The sequence below is a fragment of the Acidovorax sp. 35-64-16 genome (assembly GCF_002281195.1).
Lineage (GTDB): Bacteria > Pseudomonadota > Gammaproteobacteria > Burkholderiales > Burkholderiaceae_C > Acidovorax > Acidovorax defluvii.
On record NZ_NCFM01000001.1, the window covers coordinates 277,460 to 297,636 of the forward strand.

At 65.5% G+C, this 20,177-nt stretch carries 17 protein-coding genes; 9 read left to right on the forward strand and 8 right to left on the reverse strand.

Annotated features, from left to right (window positions below; all coding sequences use genetic code 11):
• Positions 1–11: 11 nt before the first annotated feature.
• Positions 12–974, reverse strand: coding sequence for a LysR family transcriptional regulator (locus tag B7Y64_RS01310; RefSeq protein ID WP_291324484.1), 963 nt, complete (start codon positions 972–974; stop codon positions 12–14).
• A 129-nt stretch (positions 975–1,103) separates the two neighbouring features.
• Between B7Y64_RS01310 and B7Y64_RS01315 the strand changes: the two genes are divergently transcribed.
• The 4 genes from B7Y64_RS01315 to B7Y64_RS01330 all read left to right on the forward strand — a co-directional run bounded on the left by B7Y64_RS01315 (position 1,104) and on the right by B7Y64_RS01330 (position 6,242).
• Entirely contained in the window at positions 1,104–2,462 is a 1,359-nt protein-coding gene (locus B7Y64_RS01315) for an aspartate aminotransferase family protein (RefSeq protein ID WP_291324483.1), read from the forward strand.
• A gap of 335 nt (positions 2,463–2,797) precedes the next feature.
• Positions 2,798–5,116 (forward strand): NADP-dependent malic enzyme, encoded by a 2,319-nt coding sequence (locus tag B7Y64_RS01320; protein ID WP_114655775.1) that lies wholly within the window; start codon positions 2,798–2,800, stop codon positions 5,114–5,116.
• Between the two features lie 155 nt (positions 5,117–5,271).
• Complete coding sequence (locus tag B7Y64_RS01325) at positions 5,272–5,679, forward strand: ribonuclease domain-containing protein (protein ID WP_024813458.1); 408 nt, start codon at positions 5,272–5,274, stop codon at positions 5,677–5,679.
• Between the two features lie 137 nt (positions 5,680–5,816).
• The gene (locus tag B7Y64_RS01330; protein WP_024813457.1) at positions 5,817–6,242 is read left to right on the forward strand and encodes a barstar family protein; all 426 of its coding nucleotides are present in this window, start codon (positions 5,817–5,819) and stop codon (positions 6,240–6,242) included.
• Between the two features lie 288 nt (positions 6,243–6,530).
• Here B7Y64_RS01330 and rsmA read toward each other — a convergent pair whose 3' ends face one another.
• The 3 genes from rsmA to B7Y64_RS01345 are packed head-to-tail and all read right to left on the reverse strand — an operon-like array spanning position 6,531 to position 11,082.
• Positions 6,531–7,301: a 16S rRNA (adenine(1518)-N(6)/adenine(1519)-N(6))-dimethyltransferase RsmA gene (gene rsmA / locus B7Y64_RS01335; protein WP_291324482.1), complete on the reverse strand. Its 771-nt coding sequence runs from the start codon at positions 7,299–7,301 to the stop codon at positions 6,531–6,533.
• A gap of 13 nt (positions 7,302–7,314) precedes the next feature.
• Positions 7,315–8,715, reverse strand: coding sequence for a peptidylprolyl isomerase (locus B7Y64_RS01340; RefSeq protein ID WP_291324481.1), 1,401 nt, complete (start codon positions 8,713–8,715; stop codon positions 7,315–7,317).
• A gap of 9 nt (positions 8,716–8,724) precedes the next feature.
• Positions 8,725–11,082 carry an LPS-assembly protein LptD gene (locus B7Y64_RS01345; RefSeq protein ID WP_366444392.1) on the reverse strand — a complete coding sequence of 786 codons (2,358 nt, stop codon included), beginning with the start codon at positions 11,080–11,082 and terminating at the stop codon, positions 8,725–8,727.
• Positions 11,083–11,244: 162 nt separating this feature from the next.
• Here B7Y64_RS01345 and B7Y64_RS01350 point away from each other — a divergent pair, with 162 nt between their 5' ends.
• Together B7Y64_RS01350 and B7Y64_RS01355 are read left to right on the forward strand one after the other, a co-directional pair.
• Entirely contained in the window at positions 11,245–12,540 is a 1,296-nt protein-coding gene (locus B7Y64_RS01350; RefSeq protein ID WP_291324480.1) for a phosphotransferase, read from the forward strand.
• 91 nt (positions 12,541–12,631) lie between these two features.
• On the forward strand, positions 12,632–13,372 hold the full coding sequence (locus B7Y64_RS01355) for a 16S rRNA (uracil(1498)-N(3))-methyltransferase (RefSeq protein WP_291324479.1): 741 nt from the start codon (positions 12,632–12,634) through the stop codon (positions 13,370–13,372).
• Positions 13,373–13,389: 17 nt separating this feature from the next.
• On the opposite strand, the gene B7Y64_RS01360 is transcribed toward B7Y64_RS01355, so the two are convergent.
• From B7Y64_RS01360 to B7Y64_RS01370, 3 genes are all read right to left on the reverse strand, one after another.
• Positions 13,390–13,707, reverse strand: coding sequence for an antibiotic biosynthesis monooxygenase (locus B7Y64_RS01360; RefSeq protein WP_291324478.1), 318 nt, complete (start codon positions 13,705–13,707; stop codon positions 13,390–13,392).
• A 25-nt stretch (positions 13,708–13,732) separates the two neighbouring features.
• Positions 13,733–14,296 (reverse strand): DUF3617 domain-containing protein, encoded by a 564-nt coding sequence (locus tag B7Y64_RS01365; protein WP_291328204.1) that lies wholly within the window; start codon positions 14,294–14,296, stop codon positions 13,733–13,735.
• 122 nt (positions 14,297–14,418) lie between these two features.
• Positions 14,419–15,717, reverse strand: a complete 1,299-nt coding sequence (locus tag B7Y64_RS01370; protein WP_291328207.1) for an acyl-CoA dehydrogenase family protein — start codon at positions 15,715–15,717, stop codon at positions 14,419–14,421.
• 214 nt (positions 15,718–15,931) lie between these two features.
• Between B7Y64_RS01370 and B7Y64_RS01375 the strand changes: the two genes are divergently transcribed.
• Positions 15,932–16,750, forward strand: a complete 819-nt coding sequence (locus tag B7Y64_RS01375) for an SOS response-associated peptidase family protein (protein WP_291325680.1) — start codon at positions 15,932–15,934, stop codon at positions 16,748–16,750.
• A 291-nt stretch (positions 16,751–17,041) separates the two neighbouring features.
• Here B7Y64_RS01375 and B7Y64_RS01380 read toward each other — a convergent pair whose 3' ends face one another.
• Positions 17,042–17,290, reverse strand: a complete 249-nt coding sequence (locus B7Y64_RS01380; RefSeq protein ID WP_291325678.1) for a DUF2061 domain-containing protein — start codon at positions 17,288–17,290, stop codon at positions 17,042–17,044.
• Positions 17,291–17,510: 220 nt separating this feature from the next.
• On the opposite strand from B7Y64_RS01380, the gene B7Y64_RS01385 reads away from it, so the two are divergent.
• A complete protein-coding gene (locus B7Y64_RS01385) occupies positions 17,511–18,560 on the forward strand; it encodes an SPFH domain-containing protein (protein WP_291325677.1) in 1,050 nt (349 codons plus the stop codon).
• 107 nt (positions 18,561–18,667) lie between these two features.
• Positions 18,668–20,167 carry a DUF4178 domain-containing protein gene (locus B7Y64_RS01390; protein ID WP_291325686.1) on the forward strand — a complete coding sequence of 500 codons (1,500 nt, stop codon included), beginning with the start codon at positions 18,668–18,670 and terminating at the stop codon, positions 20,165–20,167.
• Positions 20,168–20,177 lie beyond the last annotated feature (10 nt).

Genomic DNA, 20,177 nt, shown 5'->3' on the forward strand with positions numbered 1-20,177 from the left:
CCGCCTGCCTATCAACCATGCGCGTCCAGCAGGCACTGGGCAAACGCCTGCGCAGCGCGCGTCGGCTGGGGCGATTTGCGCAGCACACTGACAAACTGGCAGCGGTAGAAGAACTGAGCAGGCTGCACGGCCTGCATCTGGCCCTGGCGCTCGAAGGCTTCGGCATAGTGGTCGGGCAAAAAACCCAGGTAGCGGCCTGACAGAATCAGCGTGGCAATCGACTCCTGGTCAAACCCCGTGGCCTTGCGCGGCAGGCGCGTGCTGTGGCTCAGCTCCATGTTGGGCGAGTGGTAGCCCAGCCCGGCAAACTGGTAGGCGCGCAGCGATTCCCAGGTCAGCGCGGCATGCTCCTGGCCAAACAAAGGGTGGCGCGCGCCGCAGTACAGCAGCATGGTTTCGGCAAACAGGTCGGCGTAGACCAGGCTTTGCGAGGTGCGGTGCGCCGGGATGATGCCCACATGGAAACTGCCATCGATCAGCCCGCGCTCGATCGCCGGGATCGACGCCACATGCATCTGCAGGCTGACCTCGGGCGCTTGGCTGGCAAACAGCGCAATGGCGTCGCCAATGTGCGCGGCCGGGTTGCTGGCCGTCTTGTCGAACACCGCCACGTCAAGGCGCCCGCCCATGCGGCGGTGGATGTCGTCGATGCTGCTGCGAAACGCATCCACGGCCGACAGCAGGCGCAGGGTTTCGTCGTAAACGCGCTGGCCCTCGGCCGTGAGGGCAAAACCCGCCCGGCCCCGGCGGCACAGCGTGAGGCCCAGGCGGGTTTCCAGGTCTTTCATGTGGCGGCTGACGGTGCTGGTGCCGATGTTCAACTCCAGCTCGGCGGCCGACATGCCGCCGCACTCCACCACGGCCTTGAACACCTGCAGCAGGCGCAGGTCCATGTCGCTGAGCTGGCCCAGCACGGCGCGGTGTTTGGTGGGCGGTGGGATCGCGACGCGCGACGCAGGTGGTTTTACTTGCATAAAACGTCAAGTAAACATTGATATTGAATTATTTGAGAGATTAACAGCCGGCGCAACAATGCCCTGCGTCCTGCCCTGAACCTATGGGGTGGAGCGTCTTTTTATCGCCGTCATGCACTGGAGAACCCCATGAGCTTTGCCCCCATCGACACTCCCGCAGCTGGTGCCGCTCCCCGCATGGACGCTGAGTGGCTCGACGCGCACTGGATGCCCTACACGGCCAACCGCCAGTTCAAGGCCCATCCCCGGATGATCGTGGAGGCCAGCGGCGCCTATTTCACCGACAGCGAAGGCCGCAAGATTTTTGACGGGCTCTCGGGCCTGTGGTGTTCGGGCCTGGGCCACGGCCGCCGCGAGATCGCCGAAGCCATTGGCAGGCAGGCGATGAAGCTGGACTACGCGCCCGCCTTCCAGTTTGGCCACCCGCTGTCGTTCGAGCTGGCCAACCGCGTGAAGGAGCTGACGCCTGCGGGGCTGGACTACGTGTTCTTCACCGGTTCGGGGTCTGAATCGGCCGACACCTCGCTCAAGATGGCCCGCGCCTACTGGCGCGCCAAGGGCCAGGGCACCAAGACGCGCCTGATTGGCCGCGAAAAGGGCTACCACGGCGTGAACTTTGGCGGCATCTCGGTGGGCGGCATCGTGGCCAACCGCAAGCTGTTTGGCCAGGGCGTCGAAGCCGACCACCTGCCCCACACCCAGCCGCCCGCAGGCTCGTTCCACAAGGGCATGCCGCCCACGGGCAAGGAGCTGGCCGACCGCCTGCTCGACGTGATTGCGCTGCACGACGCATCGAACATCGCCGCCGTGATCGTCGAGCCATTCTCGGGCTCGGCCGGTGTGGTGATTCCGCCCGTGGGCTACCTGCAGCGCCTGCGCGAAATCTGCACACAAAACAATATTTTGCTGATTTTTGACGAAGTGATCAGCGGTTTTGGCCGCTCGGGAGCGTTCACCGGCGCCGAGGCCTTTGGCGTGACGCCTGACATCCTGAACTTTGCCAAGCAGGTCACCAACGGCGCGCAGCCCCTGGGCGGCGTGGTGGCCAGCAAGGAGATCTACGACACCTTCATGGCTGCCGGCGGCCCCGAGTACATGCTCGAATTCCCGCACGGCTACACCTACTCGGCCCACCCCGTGGCGTGCGCGGCAGGCCTTGCGGCGCTCGACATCCTGCAAAAGGAAGACATGATCGGCCGTGTGAAGGCCCTGGCGCCGTACTTCGAGCAGGCCGTGCACAGCTTGAAGGGCGCCAAGCATGTGGCCGACATCCGCAACTTCGGCCTGGCTGCTGGCTTCACCATTGCGCCGCTGCCCGGCGAACCCGCCAAACGCCCTTACGAGATCGCGATGAACTGCTGGAAGAAGGGCTTTTACGTGCGCTACGGTGGCGACACCATCCAGCTGGCGCCGCCGTTCATCAGCGAGAAGGCCGAAATCGACCGCCTGATCAACGCACTCGGTGACGCGCTGGCGGAAACGGCGTAACACACGCCTGCATCGCCCAACAATTCTCCAGCTTGCTGAAGGTTGTTTGCTATAGTAATAATAGCTATTGACGCTTTATGGGTAAGCGCTAGAGGCATTTTTTATGCGTATTGTGGCCGGTCCTGCCGAGCATCTGCCAGGCCGATGGATTTGCGCTCCCCGCAGCGCCGCTTCGATCCTTTTCGCAAACAGGTGCTTTCACCGGGCAAGCGCCCTGGCGGGTCAGGGTTTCTACCGCGCGAAGCCTACAATGCACCTCCCCCTAACAAGCTGACGGCCCGCCCGGAGCAGATCAACCGCGGACCCCGGCACTTTCTGAAAGCTGGAGACGCTTGATGCCCGAGAACACCACGGCCGATCACAACAACCTTCCCGACAAGCGCGCGCTGCTGCGCAAGGCAGCGCTGGAGTACCACGAGTTTCCCAAGCCCGGCAAGATTTCGATTGCCGCGACCAAGCAGATGGTCAACCAGCACGATCTGGCGCTGGCCTATTCGCCCGGTGTGGCCGCACCGTGCGAAGAAATCGTCAAAGACCCCAACGCCGCCTTCAAGTACACCAGCCGCGGCAACCTGGTGGGCGTGGTCACCAACGGCACCGCCGTGCTGGGCCTGGGCGACATTGGCCCGCTGGCGGGCAAGCCGGTGATGGAGGGCAAGGCGGTTCTGTTCAAGAAGTTCTCGGGCATCGATGTGTTCGACATCGAGATCAACGAGAAAGACCCTGAAAAGCTGGTCGAGATCATTGCCAGCCTGGAGCCGACCTTTGGCGGCATCAACCTCGAAGACATCAAGGCGCCCGATTGCTTTTATGTCGAGCGCAAGCTGCGCGAGCGCATGAAGATCCCGGTCTTTCACGACGACCAGCACGGCACAGCGATCACCGTGGGCGCGGCCATCCTGAACGGCCTCAAGGTGGCGGGCAAAGACCCCAAAAAGATCAAGCTCGTCACCTCGGGTGCGGGTGCCGCCGCACTGGCCTGCCTGGGCCTGCTGGTCAAGCTGGGCATTCCGCGCGAGAACATCTGGGTGACCGACCTGGCGGGCGTGGTGTACGAAGGCCGCACCGAGCTGATGGACGAGGACAAGATCCAGTTTGCGCAAAAGACCACGGCGCGCACGCTGGGCGAAGTGATTGCAGATGCCGACGTCTTCCTGGGCCTGTCGGCCGGCGGTGTGCTCAAGAAAGACATGGTGGCCAAGATGGCCGCCCGCCCGCTGATTTTTGCCCTGGCCAACCCCAACCCCGAGATCCAGCCCGAGGACGTGAAGGCCGTGCGCGATGACGCCATCATTGCCACGGGCCGCTCGGACTTCCCCAACCAGGTCAACAACGTCCTGTGCTTTCCCTACATCTTCCGGGGCGCGCTCGATTGCGGCGCCACCACCATCACGATGGAGATGGAAATCGCCGCCGTGCACGCCATCGCCGAGCTGGCGCAGGCCGAGCAGAGCGAAGTGGTGGCAGCGGCGTATGTGGGTGAGCCGCTGGCCTTCGGCCCGGAATACCTGATTCCCAAGCCGTTCGACCCGCGCCTGATGATGATGATTGCGCCGGCCGTGGCCCAGGCCGCTGCCGACAGCGGTGTGGCGCTGCGTCCGATCGCCGACATGGACGCTTACCGCGACCATCTGCAGACCTTCGTGTACGCCTCTGGCACCACCATGAAGCCCATCTTCACCGCCGCCAAGGCTGCCACCAAGAAGCGCGTGGCCTATGCCGAGGGCGAAGAAGAGCGCGTGCTGCGTGCCGCACAGATCGTGGTGGACGAAAAAATCGCCCGCCCTACGCTGATTGGCCGCCCGGCCATCATCGCGCAGCGCATCGAAAAGTTCGGCCTGCGGCTGCAGGAAGGGCGGGACTACGACATCGTCAATGTCGAGCAGGACCACCGCTACCGCGACTTCTGGCAAACCTACCACCGCATGACCGAGCGCAAGGGCGTGACCGCCCCGATCGCCAAGATCGAAATGCGCCGTCGCCTGTCGCTGATTGGTGCCATGCTGCTGCACAAGGGCGAAGTGGATGGCCTGATCGCGGGCACCTGGGGCCACACGGCGCACCACCTGAACTACATCGAACAGGTGATTGGCAAGCGCCCCGGCGTGACCACTTTTGCCTGCATGAACGGCCTGCTGTTGCCCGATCGCCAGGTGTTTCTGGTGGACACCCACGTCAACTACGACCCCACGGCTGAGCAGCTGACCGAAATCACCATGATGGCGGCCGAGGAAATGCTGCGCTTTGGCATCAAGCCCAAGGCGGCCCTGTTGTCGCACTCCAACTTTGGTTCCAGTGACCAGCCCAGCGCCGTCAAAATGCGCCGGACGCTGGAGCTGCTGCGCGTGCAGGCGCCCTGGCTCGAAGTGGATGGCGAGATGCACGGCGACGTGGCTCTGGACGGCAAGGCGCGCGCCGCGCTCATGCCCCACAGCACCCTGGCGGGCGATGCCAACTTGCTGGTGCTGCCCAACATCGATGCGGCCAACATTTCCTACAACCTGCTCAAGACAGCGGCCGGCGGCAACATTGCCATTGGCCCCGTGCTGCTGGGTGCGGCCCAGCCGGTGCATATCCTCACGGCCAGCACCACGGTGCGGCGACTCGTCAATATGACAGCCATCACCGTGGCCGACGCCAATGCAGCACGATAAGCCTCCAACAAATAGCGTGCACTAACTCTGGTGCACCACTAATGCCCTCGGCGCCTGCCCAATCTTTGTGCAGGCGCTTGCTTTTTGGGGGGCTTTGAGCGACACTAGCCCGTTGAAATTTCGGGTTAACCCGTAGTTTCTGAAAGGTGTCGTTGATGCTCAAGGCTGTAGCCACCCAAGTGCGAAAAGCAGGGGTTTTGTGTGTTGTGGGTGTTGCGTTGGTCCTGGGCCCGGTTGCCGGACATGCCCGGAAATCTCCGTCTCACGACGGTTCCATGGCTTCCATATCCGTGGCAGAGCTGCCCCCCCAGGGACGTTCGACGTATGCGCTGATCCACCATGGCGGCCCTTTTCCGTACGACAAGGACGGAACCGTGTTTGGCAACCGTGAACGGTTGTTGCCGGCCCACCAGCGCGGCTACTACCGTGAATACACCGTCAAGACCCCCGGCGCGCGCAATCGTGGCGCCCGGCGCATTGTGTGTGGAGGCAAGCCCCGGGTGCCGGACGCCTGCTATTACACCAGCGACCACTACGCCAGTTTTCGCAGGATTGTCGAATGATGTCCGAAGTGTTGTCCGCCCGCCCCAGCCGGGGCAGTGGGCAGCCAGGCCCCTTGTTTTCCCGACCCGAAACACGCATCCTGCGGTTTTGCGGTCAGCCAGAAGTTTTTGGACCTAATAAAGAAAGAGCAACGGAGATGCAGACGCCCCTTCGTAAAGACCAGGAAACGCCACTGCGTGGCGTGCGCACCAACATCGTGCAATCCATTCGCGCTTTCCGCGTGCAGGATCTGCAAGATGCGGCAGCTTCCCTCGGTCAACATTTTTTGTATGCCAACCTGGCCCATGCCCAGTCCAAACAGGATGTGCTGGACCTGATTGCCGCGCAGTTCACCTTTCCGTCGCACTTCGGCAAGAATTTCGATGCGCTTTACGACTGCATGACCGATCCCCTGCACAAATCAGGGCCGCAGCCGGGCTTCATCGTGGTGCTCGAGCAGATTCCGGCCACGGGCAAGTTCGACAAGGAAGCGCGCGAGCAGCTGCTCGATATCTTCCGCGATGCCGCAGATTTCTGGGGTGACCGCAAGATTCCGTTCCGCTGTTTCTATTCTTTTCTGTAGCCCGTTCTGCAACCACCAGCCAAGCAGAACGGGCGAACGAGGCTAAGGAAACGGTAGCGGTCCAGGGCATTGCCATCGACCCCGAAACCGCCGAGAAGATGCCCACCGACAAACTGGTCGATATCTCGCCCATGGCATTGCGCATGAGCAGCCCGTTCAATGCGGGCTACTGGCTGACCGCCGCCTGAGCCCCGCGCCGCGCAGAAAGTGCGCGCATGAAAAGCCCGCCACTCGGCGGGTTTTTTGCATCAAAACGGGCTCGGGCCCTTTTGGGGTAAGCGCTAGGTGCTATGCTTTTTGATCAAGCGACAGGGCCAGCGCCAGATATTCATGCACTGGCACTTCTTCTGCACGGCGCTGGGTGTCGAAGTTGCCGGCAAAGCCCCGGCCTTCCAGCCAGCGGCCCAGGGTGTGGCGCAGCAGTTTGCGGCGCTGGCTGAAAGCCACCTGCACCAGCTCGGACAGCAGTGCCGTGCGCACCGCCGCTGGTGCGGCATGGGGCACCATGCGCACCACGGCACTGTCCACGCGCGGCGGAGGATCAAAGCTCTCGGGTGGCACGAACAGCACGTTCTCCATGGCATAGCGCCACTGCAGCATGACCGAAAGGCGCCCGTAGTCCGAGGTGGCTGGCGACGCCACCATGCGGTCTATCACCTCTTTTTGCAGCATGAAATGCTGGTCTTCGATCACCTGCACATGCTCAAGCAGGTGGAACAGGATGGGCGTGGAGATGTTGTAAGGCAGGTTGCCGACCACCCGGATTTTGGGCACGCCCAGCGTGTGGGCCAGTTGCGTGAAATCGACCTTCAGCACGTCCGACTCGATGACATCGAGCTGCCCGTGCAGCCGCAGCCGAAAGGCCAGGTCGCGGTCGAGCTCAATTACTGTCAGGCGCCCCAGGCGCTCCACCAGTGGCTGGGTGAGGGCGGCCAGGCCAGGGCCAATTTCCACCATCGGCTGGCCGGGCAGCGGCGCGATGGCGCTCACGATGGATTCGATGATGCCGCCGTCCGCCAAAAAATGCTGGCCGAAGCGCTTGCGGGCAATGTGTTTCATGCAGTGGCCATCTTCACTGCGGTGCTTCGCGGTACTCGACGTAGGCCCGGCCCCGCAACTCCTGCATCCAGGTGGTGAGGGCTTCCTCGACCTTCTTTTCGCGCACCGTGTCGCGTGCCATGTCCCGCTGCTCGCGCTGGGTGAGCTTGGCCTCGCGGCGCTCGACCAGCTGGATCAGGTGCACGCCAAAACGCGAAACCAGGGGCTCGCTGATGTCGCCGGGCTTGAGTGCATTCACGGCCTGCTCGAACTCGGGCACGTAGCGGCCCGGATTGGCCCAGCCCAGATCGCCGCCCTGCTTGGCGCTGCCATCCTGTGAGTGCTCGCGCGCCAGTTCGGCAAAGTCTGTCTGGCCCGCAACGATGCGGCGCCGGTAATCGGCCAGCCGCGCTGCGGCGGCGCTTTCGGTGAGCTGGGGGCCCGTGCGCAGCAGGATGTGGCGCACGTGGTGTTGGGTGACCAGCGTGGGAATGCCGGTGGTGGACTTGTCTGCCAGCTTGAGCACATGAAAACCCGCCCCGGACCGCACGGGCCCGGCGATGCCGCCCACGGGCAACTGCGCCGTGGCGCTGACAAACAGTTCCGGGTAGCGGTCGGCCGGGCGCATGCCCAGCAGCCCGCCTGCCGTTTTGGCCTCGGGGGAGTCCGAGAACTCGGCGGCCACGGCCGCGAAATCCTCGCCGGCACGCACCTTGTCGGCGGCGCGCTGTGCGCGGGCCTGGCGCTCGGACACCTGGGCAGGGCTGGCGTTTTCGGGCACCGCCACCAGAATGTGGCCCAGGTTGATGTCGAGCCGGGAGGCGTCGGCACCCGATTGCTGCTCGCGCAGGTACTGGTCCACGTCCAGATCGCTCACGCGCACCCGGGACTGCACGTCGCGCTCGCGCAGGCGCTGCAGCAGCAGCTGGTTGCGCAACTCTTCGCGAAAGCGCTCCTTGCTGATGCCGTCGGCGGCCAGCCGGCGGTGCATCTCGGCCAGGCTCACGTTGTTTTGCTTGGCCACGCTCTCCTCAGCCTGGCCCACGGCAAAGTCGTCCACCTTCATGCCGACTTCGCGCGCCAGTTGCAGCTGGATTTTTTCCAGGATCAGCCGCTCCAGCACCTCGCGCGCCAGCACGTCTGCGGGCGGCAGGGCAGCGCCCTGCTGGGCCATCTGCTGTGCGATACGCGTTGCCCGGGCCCGCACCTCGTTGTTGGTGACGGGCTCTGAGTTGACCACCGCCACGATGAAATCGGCTTGGCGCAGCGCTGTGCTGGCGCCAGATGCGGGCAGGGTGAACGAAGGCGCCGCAGGCGACATGCGCGAGAGGCCAGTGCCTGCAGCCCCCGAGGGGCGCAGACCCTGCGCCGCAGCGCCCTGGGTCAAGAAAGATGCCAGGCACGCCAGGCCCAAAGCAATTGCACGGTGGTTCATGGTGTCAGGTCAGTCATAGTTGCTGAAGCGGCTGGGGGTGCTGACCTGCTCGCGCAGGTATTGGTAGCGCGGCACATTCCGCCTCAAGGTTTCCAGGGGGCTTGCGCCCAGGCTCAGGCGCGAGAAGCCCACAAATTCGATCTGGAACAGCAGCCGCGTGTTGGAGGTGGTCACGCTGCTTTGCAGGCGCTCCAGCACCACGCGGCCAATCCAGCAGCAGCTGTCGTATTCAAAGCCCACCACGGTATCGACGAGTTTGCGGTCCTGCAGGCTGTAGTTCAGGCGGCCCACGGTGTACCAGCGGCCGCTGCCTTTGCCCTGGCCTTGGGCGCGCTCAGGGCCGCTGTCTGCGCCCTGGCCGCCCCACAAGGCCGCCAGCGGCCATTGCCAGCCCACATCGATTTGCTCACTCGCACCCCGCTGCAGGCGGTAGACCGCACTCACGGTGCGATAGTCGCCAGGACTGTAGCGCGCAGCCACAGTGGAGCGGATGGAGCGCTGCGTCTTGGGGTTGTATTGCACGGTGGAATCAAAGCCCCACTGTGGCGTCCAGTTGATGCCCGCCCCCAGCAGCACATCGGACAGGCGCTCGCTGACCGGTGCACCACCGGGCAGGGTCACGTCCTGGTCCGAGAACCGCAGGCGTTGGGCGATGCCCAGGCGCACGGCCTCGGCGCCGGTTTGGGGATCGAGAAAGCGCGTGGTCACGCCCAGGGTGAGCAGGTTGTTGTCTGCCAGGCGGTCATTGCCGACGTAGGGATTTTCCGTGTAAATGGTGCCAAAGTTGAAGTCGGTGGCACCGGTGTCGTACACAGGAAGGTGGCTCTGGTCGCGAAACGGCGTGTAGGTATAGAACGCGCGCGGCTCCAGCGTCTGCGTGAATGCGCGCCCGAGCAAGCGCGCTTCGCGCTCGAATACCAGCCCGCTGTCCAGACTGAAAGTGGGCAGGGTGCGGCTGGCCGACCGCTCGCCGGTTCTGAGGGGACTGTCGAACTGGTATTGCGTGGCGTGCAGTTGCAGCTTGGGGATGACGAAGCCCCCTGGCGACAGAAAGGGGCGGCTCAGCTGCGCCTGCACATAGCTGCGCTGGCCGTCGGCCGGGTTGGGTATCGCGCGGTCCGCCTCGAAACGCGTGGTGTCGGCAGACATGCTGAAATCAATGCCCCGCCCCAGATCCTGCGGTGTATAGCGCCACAGCAGCTGGGGCATGAGGTTGTACGGCGGCACGATGGGTGACGCCACATCCTGCAGTGCCTGCCACTTGAGTGTGCGCACCTGGGCCGACATGTCGCCGGCCGCCCACGACAGGGACGCGTCGCTGGGCAGCAGGCGCTGGCGCAGCGCCAGCGCGGCACGCCCGAAATCGCGCCAGTAATTGTCATCGCTCACCCGGTTGAGGTTGAGATTCAGGCCCAGGCCACCCACCGGGGTGCTGATTTGCCCCTGGTGCTGCGCCGAATAGCCCCAGCGCATGCGGTCGCGCTGGCTGTCCGTGGGCATCAGGGTGGCATCCACCTGGCCCTGGTAGTCGTTTTCAAGATAGCGGAACTCGCCCCCGACTTCAATGCCCCGCTTGGCCATGATGGCGCCGCGCAGTGTGGCGTCCCGGTTGGGGGCGATGTTCCAGTAGTAGGGCTGGATGTATTCGAGGCCATTGCGGCTGTCCAGGCCCACCGTGGGCGGCAGCAACCCGGACTTGCGCTTGTCCGACAGCGGAAACGTGATGTGCGGGATGGGCAGCACCGACACGCCCTTGAACTCCAGCACGGCACCTTCGGCAGTGCCTACTTCTTCGACGTTGTCCAGGCGGATGGACTGGGCGCGCAGCACCCAGTCGGGTTCCCAGCTGGCGGAGTCGTCGCGCTGGCAGGTGGTGTAGGTGGCGTTGTGCACCACGGCGCGGTCGCGGTCCAGAAAATCCACCCGCGTGGCATCGCCATGGGCACCGGTCTGCAGGAAGCGGTAACGCGCGTCGCTGAAAAACCCCTTGAACGCATCCACATGCAGCGCCAGCTCCGAGCCGTCATAGGTGTTGCCGGCCCGGTTGATGTGCACCTGCCCCTGCGCCTGGGCCAGATCGTCGGGCACGGTGTACTCCAGCCGATCGGCACGGATCACGGTATCCCCGCGGCGCAGTTCGGCATTGCCGTCGATCACCGCCTTCACATCGGGCTGGCCGGTGATGCGGTCTCCCGACACAAACACCGGCAGCTGGGGGCGCACCTCTGCCGGCAGGGTCTCTTGCAGTTGCGGGCTGCGGCGCAGTGCGGGCGGGGCATCCCACGCGCTCTGTGCATCGGCCTGCGCCAGTGCAACCAGCGGCACGCCGCACCACGCCAGCGCCACGGCATACGCCAGAGGGTGCAACCCCGGCCGACGGGCGGGCGCAGCGGCTTGCGGCAACGGCCGGGAAAGGGGGTGAGATTTCTGCACGAAAGGGGGCTGGCAGCGGGGCACGTCGGGCAATATGGACAGGGCTTTGGAAACGGCCCGCGCCAGGCAGGGCGGGTTTGTAAAATGGGATTATCCATGAGCCACCCCTCCTCCCCCCCAACGCCCCTTGCCGCGGCATCGCCCGCTCCCGCCAGCCCCGTCAGCTGGCCCAATGCGGCCCGGCAAGCCGCGTTCGAACAATGGCTCGCGCCGCTGGTGCAAAGCCACCAGCTGCTGCCCGCCAGCCTGCGCCCGGCCTCGGCCGACGCCAGCTTTCGCCGCTACCTGCGCATCGACAGCGCGGTCGGCGCCAGCTGCATCGTGATGGATGCGCCGCCCGACAAGGAAAACTGCCGCCCCTTTGTGCAGGTGCAAGCGCTGATGGCAGCTGCCGGCCTGAACGTGCCACACATCCTGGCCTGGGACGAACCCGGCGGCTTCATGCTGCTGAGCGATCTGGGCAGCACCACGCTGATCGAGCTACTCACCCCCGAAAACCCCCAGGCCGCGCTGGGCTGGTATCTGCAGGCCACCGATGTGCTGCTCGATTGGCAAAAGGCCTCGAAGCCGGGCGTGCTGCCCGCCTATGACGAAGCCCTGCTGCGCCGCGAACTGGCGCTGTTCCCTGACTGGTATCTGGGCCAGCACCGCGGCATCACGCTCGATGGCAAGCAGCAGGCCACGCTGGCCAGTGCCTTCGATGCCATCGTGGCCCACAACCTGGCGGCTCCCAGCGTGTTCGTCCACCGCGATTTCATGACGCGGAACCTGATGGCCCCCACGCTCCCCGCTGCGCGTGGTTCGCTGCCCCCCGGGGGGGCGCTCGCCGCCTTGGGGCGGCCCGGCGGCGGCTCGGTGATGGCCCCCACGGTCGGCACTGGCGTGTCCTCCCTGCCCCCCGGGGGGGCGCTCGCCGCCTTGGGGCGGCCCGGCGGCGGCTCGGATGGCGCTGCCGATGCGCCCCTGGGCGTGCTGGACTTCCAGGACGCCGTATACGGCCCCATCACCTACGACATTGCCAGCCTGCTGCGCGACGCCTTCATCAGCTGGGAAGAAGAATTCATCATCGACGTGACCGTGCGCTACTGGGAAAAGGCGCGCAAGGCCGGCCTGCTGGGCGCGCACAGCGCCAGCGGCTGGGGCGACGACTTTGGCGAGTTTTACCGCGCCGTCGAATGGATGGGGCTGCAGCGCCACCTCAAGGTGGCCGGCATCTTTGCCCGCCTCACGCTGCGCGACGGCAAGCCCAAATACCTGGCCGATGCGCCGCGCTTCATGGGCTACATCCGCGCCACGGCCCACCGCTACCGGCAGCTCGGGCCGCTGCTCAAGATGCTGGACCAGATCGAAGGCACCGAACCCGTCACGGGTTTTGCCTATGGCCGCATGTAGAAGCTGAAATCGATCCCATCGCTCAATATTGAGTCAAAACAGCCATTGGCCCTTATAAATAAAGCGCTAATAGCTATATTAAAGATAGCAAATGCCCCGTTTTCATTGCCCGGCGCCCCTGGCCACCGGGGCCGAGATTGATCTGCCCCCCGGCGCCGCGCGCCATGTGCAGGTGCTGCGCCTGCAGCCGGGTGACGGCATCACGCTGTTCCATGGCGGCCAGTATGCCGACAGCCCCGGGGGCGAGTTCGATGCCACCGTGCTGCGCATGGGCCGCAGCGAGGTGCGCGTGCAGGTGGGCGCCCACCACGCCATCGAGCGCGAAGCCCCGCGCGCCGTGCACCTGCTGGCGGGCATCACCGCCAACGAGCGCATGGACTGGCTCGTGGAAAAGGCCACCGAACTGGGCGTGGCCAGCATCACGCCGCTGGTGGCCGAGCGCAGCGTGCTCAAGCTCAAGGGCGAGCGCGCCGAGAAAAAACTGGCCCACTGGCAGGCCGTGGCCGTGGCAGCGTGCGAGCAGTGCGGGCGCAACCGCGTGCCCGTGGTGCATGACGCGGTGGAACTGGCCGGCTGGCTGCGCGCCCAAGCCCCATTGCCCGCACAGGGCACACGGCTGCTGCTGTCACTGCGCACCGGCACACAAGCGCTGCGCACGGCGGCGGCGGGTGGCGGCGCGCTGATTTTTCTTTCGGGCCCCGAGGGCGGGCTGAGCAGCACCGAGGAAGACCTGGCGCTGGCCCATGGCTTCGCACCCGTCACCCTGGGCACCCGCGTGCTGCGCGCCGAAACCGCGCCACTGGCCGCGCTGGCGGCGCTCACGCTGCAATAGCTGCCGCGCCACGCGCGCTACATGCCGTAGTCGCGCTCCACACGGGCAATGCGCGTCTTGAAGCCCGCGTACCACTGCGCCCGGCCCAGGCGCTGGGCCTCCAGGTGCTCGGCATTCGCTTTCCAGGCGGCGATGGAGGCGAGGTCCGCCCAGTACGACACCGTGATGCCCAGGCCCTCGCGCGCCGACTCCACGCCCAGGAAGCCGTGTTGCTGCGCGGCCAGCTCCACCATGCGCTCGGCCATGGCGCCGTAGCCCTGGTCGCCCTCGGTGCGCAGGCTGGTGAAGATCACCGCGTAATATGGCGGCGCGGGGGTGTGGGCGAAGCCGTCCATCTCAGCGCCCAGTTCAGCGCCCACCTCATCGTCCCATCGGCACGGGCTTGATTGCGCCGCAGTTGTCCGACAGCCACTTGCCGGACTGCGCCATGTCAATCTGCTCGGGCTTGCCCTCGTTTTCGGTCTTGATCTTGAATTGACCCGTGTAGGCCGTGGGGCCCTGCATGCTGACCGTGCCCTCGCCACTGGACGGCGGCTGGCCCTGGCCGCCCTTGCAGCTGAAGGCGACTTTCATGGTGGTGGCGTTGATGCGCTGCACCTTCTGCGTGCAACCCTCCTGCTGTGGAACGGTGTCCCTGTCGGCCTGCTCCTGGGTGAGGCAGACCTTCACCGTCTGGCCCTTGGGCCCCATGCCCACGCCCTGCTGGGCCATCATCTGTTCCATCTGCTTGCGCTGTGCGGGCGGCATGCTGGCCAGGGACTTTTGCATCTCGGCCATGGCGGCTTCCATCTGGCCACTCTGGCTTTTCATCGCCATGCTGTGTTCCCACAGCCCGGGCCGCATTTTTTGCGCCTGGGCGTGGGCCAGGCCCAGGGCGCCGGGCAACAGCGCGGCAGTGGTGACGGCAATGGCAAACAGGTGCATGGCAAGGCTCTCCGGGCGGGTTGACGAAAAACCGACAGTATCCCCAAGCTGCGCAGGGCTGCCAAGGGCCGGTGCGCGGGCACACAGCGGTTTCGGCACCCCGATGCGCTGGTGTGCGGCGCTCAGGCGCTCAGGTGGGGCGGCGCGCGCAGTTGCTCGGGCGTGGTGAACCAGGCGGCCGAAGCGCCCAGGCCCGCACGCGCCTGCGCCAGCTCGTGCCGTGCCACGGTGCGCAGGTGCACCTCGTCGGGTCCGTCCATCAGCCGCAGCGCGCGACCCCAGGTCCACAAGGCCGCCAGCGGCGTGTCGGGCGACAGGCCCATGGCGCCAAAGATCTGCATGGCGCGGTCCACCACGCGCTGCTGCAGGCGCGCGGCCACCACCTTGATGGCGGCCACCTGCGCGCGCACCTGCCGGGCATCCGCCGCATCGGCTGATGCGCCCTGGTCCAGCAACCAGGCCGCCTGCAGCACCAAGAGGCGCGCCTGGTCGATCTCGATGCGCGACTCGGCAATCCACTCCTGCACGTTGGCCTGATCGGCCAGCGGCTTGCCAAACGCCGTGCGCTCCAGCGCGCGCCCAGTGGCCAGTTGCAGCGCCAGCTCGCACTGGCCGATGGTGCGCATGCAGTGGTGCACCCGCCCCGGCCCCAGGCGTGCCTGCGCCATCGCAAAGCCTGCGCCCCAGTCGCCCAGCAGGTGGCCGGCGGGCACGCGCACGCCCTGCAGCAATATCTCGCAATGCCCCTCGGGCGCATGGTGGTGCAGCACGCTGATGTTGCGCACGATCTGCACGCCCGGTGCATCCGCGGGCACCAGCACCATGCTGTGGCGGTGGTGGCTGTCGGCCCCATCCGCATCGGCGTTGCGGCACAGCACGATGAGCAACCGGCAATGCGGGTGCGCCGCGCCGGTGATGAACCACTTGCGGCCGCTGATCACCAGGTCGTCACCATCACGCCGCACCGTGGTCTGCAGGTTGGTAGGGTCGGACGAGGCCACGTCCGGCTCGCTCATGGCAAAGGCCGAGCGCATGCGCCCCTCCAGCAGCGGCGCGAGCCATGCGGTGCGCTGTGCGGGCGTGGCAAAGCGGTGCAGCAGCTCGATGTTGCCGGTGTCGGGCGCGTGGCAGTTGAACACCTCTGCCGCCCAGGGCAGCCGTCCCATGGCCTCGGCCAGCGGCGCGTAGTCGAGATTGTTCAGGCGCGTGCCCGGTTCGTCGCGCTGCAGCGTGGGCAGGAACAGGTTCCACAGTCCTTCCTCGCGCGCCAGGGCCTTGAGGTCTTGCAGAAACGGCGGCGGGTAGTCGCCCGCCTGCACCGCTGCGTGCCAGGCCGCGTTGTAGGGCAGCAGGTAGCGGTCCATGAACGCCAAGAGGCGCTCACGCAGTTGCCGGGCCAGGGGAGAAGGTGCGAAGTCCATGCAGGCATTGTGAAAAACCGCGCGGCCCGTGTCACAACGCAGGCGACATGGGGCTTGATGCACGTCACGGTTTCACGCTGGAAACGGCTGCGAAAAGGGCCCAGAAACAGGCTTCGCTCAAACCGCTTCGCTTTTCATAGCTGTCAGCGCATATCGGACAAGCGCCAGAGGCCTTTTTGACTCAAACTGCCGCGCACGCAGGTACCATGCCCCGATGAGTACCCATTACGAAACCCTGCAGCAAGCCGACACCTACCGCGAGGCGTTTGCGGTGGAGCCCCCAGCGGCCCTGGGCGAGCGCCACCTGTGGCCGCGCAAGCCAGGCTTTTTTATCGTGCATGAAGCCACGGCGGCGGCCATGGCCAATCCCTCGGCGCAGCCTTCGCAGCCGTCACAACCGCCAGAAACGCCGCCCGCGCCGCAGACCGCTCTGTCAGCGCCACCGGCGGATGCGGGCACCGAACTCACCAGCGAAGCCCCCGCGCGCCCTGCGCAGCAGCGCGTGCTGGTGCCCGCGCAGTGGGGCCTGGTGCCGCACTGGGTCAAGTCGGCGTCCGACGCCAAGCTGCGCGCGCCCAAGCTGGTCAACGCCAAGTCGGATACCGCCTCCACCGGCACCCCGTTTCGTGATGCGTGGCTCAACGGCCAGCGCTGCATCGTGCCCATGGCCGCGTTTTATGAAGACGACCTGCGCAGCGGCAAGGCCGTGCCCACCCGCGTTGCGCGCGTGGACGGCAAGCCCATGGGGGTGGCAGGCTTGTGGGCGCGCTGGCAAGGGGCCGATGGCGAAGTCATCATCAGCTATTGCCTGCTCACCGTGAACGCCAACAACCATGCCCTGTTGCACCGTTATGGTCAGCCGGGCAGCGAAAAGAGCATGCCCGCCATCCTGAACGAAGGCGCCTACGACGCCTGGCTGACGACTCGCCCCGACAAGGCCAAGGAATTCATGCGCCAGTACGCGGCCCAGTGGCTGCTGGCCAACCCCGTGGAAAAGAAGGCCGACAAGGTGCCCAAGGGGTTTCTGGGCTGAGCACGGGCTGGACGCGGGCCCGAGGACCGGGTGGCCCCGGTCGACCAAGGTGCGATGGCCGCATGAACGCCATCGAAGCCACCGGGCCTTTCACGCCTGTCAAAAGCGCAAGGCCAGGCTTGCAAAGGCTGAAAAGCGGAACGGCATGTTGCGATGCCTTACTCGGCCCGCGCCAGCCCCGCCAGACGGTGCACAAGCCAGCGCTGAAAAGCCAGGCCGGCTGCGGATCGGCTGCGCAAGGGGATGGTGTACATGGTGAACTCCTTAAACGGTTGAACGGCTGCGCACTGTTCACGCGCCCTGCAGTGCCGCAGCCTCGGCTGCATTGCGGCGGGCTGCCCGCTCCCATGCCTTTTCATGGAAGAAAAAGGCCACGGCCTGCACCGTGGGCTCCAGCAGGCTGAGCGTGAGCGATGCCCACAGGTTGCCGGTGACGGCATAAGCCACCAGAGCCGCCACACAGATGTGGATGAGGTAGTAGCTGCCCGTCTTCATCAGCATGGTCTTGTTCTGGCGGGCAGTGCGGCGGATGAGAGACATGGCGAACTCCTTGGATTCAACAGGGCCTGCAGTGAAAAGCAGGCACGGTTAAATAATAGTCATTCGCAACAAAATAGGCCAATTGATCGTGCCTAAATCGCGGATAGCCGCTGGCGCCAAGCGGTGAGGGGCCCCAAAAAAGCCCCGGTCTGCGCGGGCCGCGTTGCTATGATGGCCGCTCTTTTTGCCCTCAACCCCTCACCGCACCCTGGAGCACCGCATGGCACTCATGGACTTCATCAAGAAACAGTTCATTGACATCATCCAGTGGACCGAGGAGGGGGATGGCACCCTGGCTTGGCGCTTTCCGATGGCAGAGATGGAAATCCAGAACGGCGCCTCGCTCACGGTGCGCGAGTCGCAGATGGCGGTGTTCGTGAACGAAGGCCAGGTGGCCGACGTGTTTGGCCCCGGCACCTACAAGCTGACCACGCAGACGCTGCCGGTGCTCACCTACCTGAAGAACTGGGACAAGCTTTTTGAGTCCCCCTTCAAGAGCGATGTGTACTTCTTCAGCACGCGCCAGCAGATTGACCAGAAGTGGGGCACACCGCAGCCCATCACCATCCGCGACAAGGATTTTGGCGCCGTGCGCCTGCGCGCATTTGGCAACTACGCCTTCCGCATCGCCGACCCCAAGCTGTTCCACACCGAAATCTCGGGCACACGCGACAGCTACCCCGTGGCCGACCTCGAAGGGCAGTTGCGCGGCATGGTGCTGCAGAACATCAGCAACGCCATTGCGGGCAGCGGCCTGCCGTTTCTCGACCTGGCCGCTAACCAGGTGATGTTTGCCGAGGCGCTGGCCAAGGAGCTCGCCCCGCACTTTGCCAAGATCGGCCTAGCCATCGAGAGCCTGACGGTACAAAACGTCTCGCTGCCCGAAGAGCTGCAAAAAGTGCTCGACCAGAAGATCGGCATGGGCATGGTCGGCAACGACATGGGCAAGTTCATGCAGTACCAGACGGCGCAGGCCATCCCCAAATTCGCCGAAGGCGCGGGCAATGGCGGCAGCGGCATTGCGGGCGACGCCATGGGCTTGGGCGCGGGTGTGGCGCTGGGCCAGGTGCTGGCGCAGAACCTGCAGGCCGGCCTGCAGGGCGGCGGTGCAGCCGCACAGGCCACAGGCGCTGCTGCTGCTGCGACCGGCGTCAAACCCGAGGACGTGATGGCCACGCTGGAGAAGCTGGGCGAGCTCAAGTCCAAGGGCATCCTGACCCAGGAAGAGTTCGACGCCAAGAAGGCCGAACTGCTCAAGAAACTGGTCTGAATCCGGTCGCTATAAAAACAATAGCTGCTTGCGCTTGAGGGATAAGCGCCAGAGGCCAATTTGGCTTCAAACCGACCGTGCTGAACGGTGCAGGCAGCCCCCGCCCGATGGCCACCGACCCTACACAGCCCACCCAGCGTTATTACCGCGCGCCCTGCCCCGGCTGCGGCGCGCCGGTTGAATTCAAGAGCGCGCAGTCCACGCACGCCGTCTGCGGCTACTGCCAGAGCACCGTGGTGCGCAGCGGCGAGGTGCTCACGCGGCTGGGCAAGATGGCCGAGCTGTTCGACGACCACAGCCCGCTGCAGCTCATGGCCAGCGGGCGTATCCAGCAGGGTGGCAAGGATGTGCCCTTCACCCTGATCGGCCGCCTGCAATACAAGGGCGACGCGGGCGTCTGGACCGAATGGGCCGCCTTTTTGCAAGACGGCACGCTGGCCACGCTGGGCGAGGACAACGGCGCCTACGTCTTCACCCGGCCCATCGACCCCGGCCGCGAGATGCCCGAGGCCGCGCGCTTTCGCATCGGCACCACCACGGCCATTAACGGCAAGCCCTACAGCGTGGCCTACACGGGCCAGGCCCAGCTGATCTCGGCCCAGGGCGAGCTGCCCAAGCTGCCGCCGCTGGGGCAGCCGTTCGACATGGTCGAGCTGCGCAGCGCCGACGGCGAAGTGGTCAGCATCGACTACGGCCACACCCCGCCCAGCGTGGAGCGCGGCCGCGCCGTGCTGCTCGAAGACTTGCAGCTGCAGGGTCTGAAGGACGAATCGGCCAAGGACGAAAAAGGCCGCCAATTCAACTGCCCGCACTGCGGCGCGCCGGTGCAGGTGCAACTGGCCACCTCCAAAACCGTGACCTGCGGCTCGTGCGCCAGCATCATCAGCCTCGATAGTGGCGTGGGCGGCGAGTTGCGTTCGGCCCAGCAAGACGAGCCCGTGCAGCCCATCATCCCGCTGGGCACCAAGGGGCAACTGCAGGGCGTGCACTGGCAGGTGGTGGGCTTCCAGCACCGCATGGGCGTGGAGCCCGGCGACGACGAGCACTTTGGCTGGAGCGAATACCTGCTCTACAACCAAAAGCGCGGCTTCGCCTTTCTGGTCGATTCGGAAGAAGGCTGGAGCATGGTGCGCCCCACCACGGGCGCGCCGCAACTGGCCGCCAGCGGCCGCAGCGCCACCTATCTGGGCACCACCTACCAGCTCAAGTACCACTACGACGCCGAAACCACCTACGTGCTGGGCGAGTTTTATTGGCAGGTCGAGCGCGGCCAGAAAACCAGCAACCGCGACTTCGAAAGCAGCAAGGGTCTGCTGTCGATGGAGCAAAGCCGCAACGAGATCACCTGGTCGTCTGGCGACAAGCTGGCCAGCGACACCGTGGTCAAGGCATTCAGGCTGGAAGACAAGAAAGACGTGCTGCAGCGCGACGACCCCGGCCCCTTCGTGGCCAAGTCGGGCCTGGGCTGCGGCACCATCATCGTGATTGCGGTCATCATCCTCATCCTGCTCATCATCCTGAGCGACTGCTCGGGCTCGTCCGGCAGTGGTTACCGCAGCTCGGGCGGCTCGTTCGGCGGGTATTCATCCGGCGGCGGGCACAAATAATTTTTACCCA

What these genes read in the sequence shown, in the direction of transcription:
- B7Y64_RS01365 (WP_291328204.1), bottom strand. Translation starts at nt 14,296, where the DNA reads ATGCACCTGTTTGCCATTGCCGTCACCACTGCCGCGCTGTTGCCCGGC.
- B7Y64_RS01385 (WP_291325677.1), top strand. Translation starts at nt 17,511, where the DNA reads ATGGCACTCATGGACTTCATCAAGAAACAGTTCATTGACATCATCCAG.
- B7Y64_RS01360 (WP_291324478.1), bottom strand. Translation starts at nt 13,707, where the DNA reads ATGGACGGCTTCGCCCACACCCCCGCGCCGCCATATTACGCGGTGATC.
- B7Y64_RS01310 (WP_291324484.1), bottom strand. Translation starts at nt 974, where the DNA reads ATGCAAGTAAAACCACCTGCGTCGCGCGTCGCGATCCCACCGCCCACC.
- B7Y64_RS01340 (WP_291324481.1), bottom strand. Translation starts at nt 8,715, where the DNA reads ATGAACCACCGTGCAATTGCTTTGGGCCTGGCGTGCCTGGCATCTTTC.
- rsmA (WP_291324482.1), bottom strand. Translation starts at nt 7,301, where the DNA reads ATGAAACACATTGCCCGCAAGCGCTTCGGCCAGCATTTTTTGGCGGAC.
- B7Y64_RS01350 (WP_291324480.1), top strand. Translation starts at nt 11,245, where the DNA reads ATGAGCCACCCCTCCTCCCCCCCAACGCCCCTTGCCGCGGCATCGCCC.
- B7Y64_RS01325 (WP_024813458.1), top strand. Translation starts at nt 5,272, where the DNA reads ATGCTCAAGGCTGTAGCCACCCAAGTGCGAAAAGCAGGGGTTTTGTGT.
- B7Y64_RS01355 (WP_291324479.1), top strand. Translation starts at nt 12,632, where the DNA reads ATGCCCCGTTTTCATTGCCCGGCGCCCCTGGCCACCGGGGCCGAGATT.
- B7Y64_RS01375 (WP_291325680.1), top strand. Translation starts at nt 15,932, where the DNA reads ATGAGTACCCATTACGAAACCCTGCAGCAAGCCGACACCTACCGCGAG.
- B7Y64_RS01320 (WP_114655775.1), top strand. Translation starts at nt 2,798, where the DNA reads ATGCCCGAGAACACCACGGCCGATCACAACAACCTTCCCGACAAGCGC.
- B7Y64_RS01315 (WP_291324483.1), top strand. Translation starts at nt 1,104, where the DNA reads ATGAGCTTTGCCCCCATCGACACTCCCGCAGCTGGTGCCGCTCCCCGC.
- B7Y64_RS01390 (WP_291325686.1), top strand. Translation starts at nt 18,668, where the DNA reads ATGGCCACCGACCCTACACAGCCCACCCAGCGTTATTACCGCGCGCCC.
- B7Y64_RS01380 (WP_291325678.1), bottom strand. Translation starts at nt 17,290, where the DNA reads ATGTCTCTCATCCGCCGCACTGCCCGCCAGAACAAGACCATGCTGATG.
- B7Y64_RS01370 (WP_291328207.1), bottom strand. Translation starts at nt 15,717, where the DNA reads ATGGACTTCGCACCTTCTCCCCTGGCCCGGCAACTGCGTGAGCGCCTC.
- B7Y64_RS01330 (WP_024813457.1), top strand. Translation starts at nt 5,817, where the DNA reads ATGCAGACGCCCCTTCGTAAAGACCAGGAAACGCCACTGCGTGGCGTG.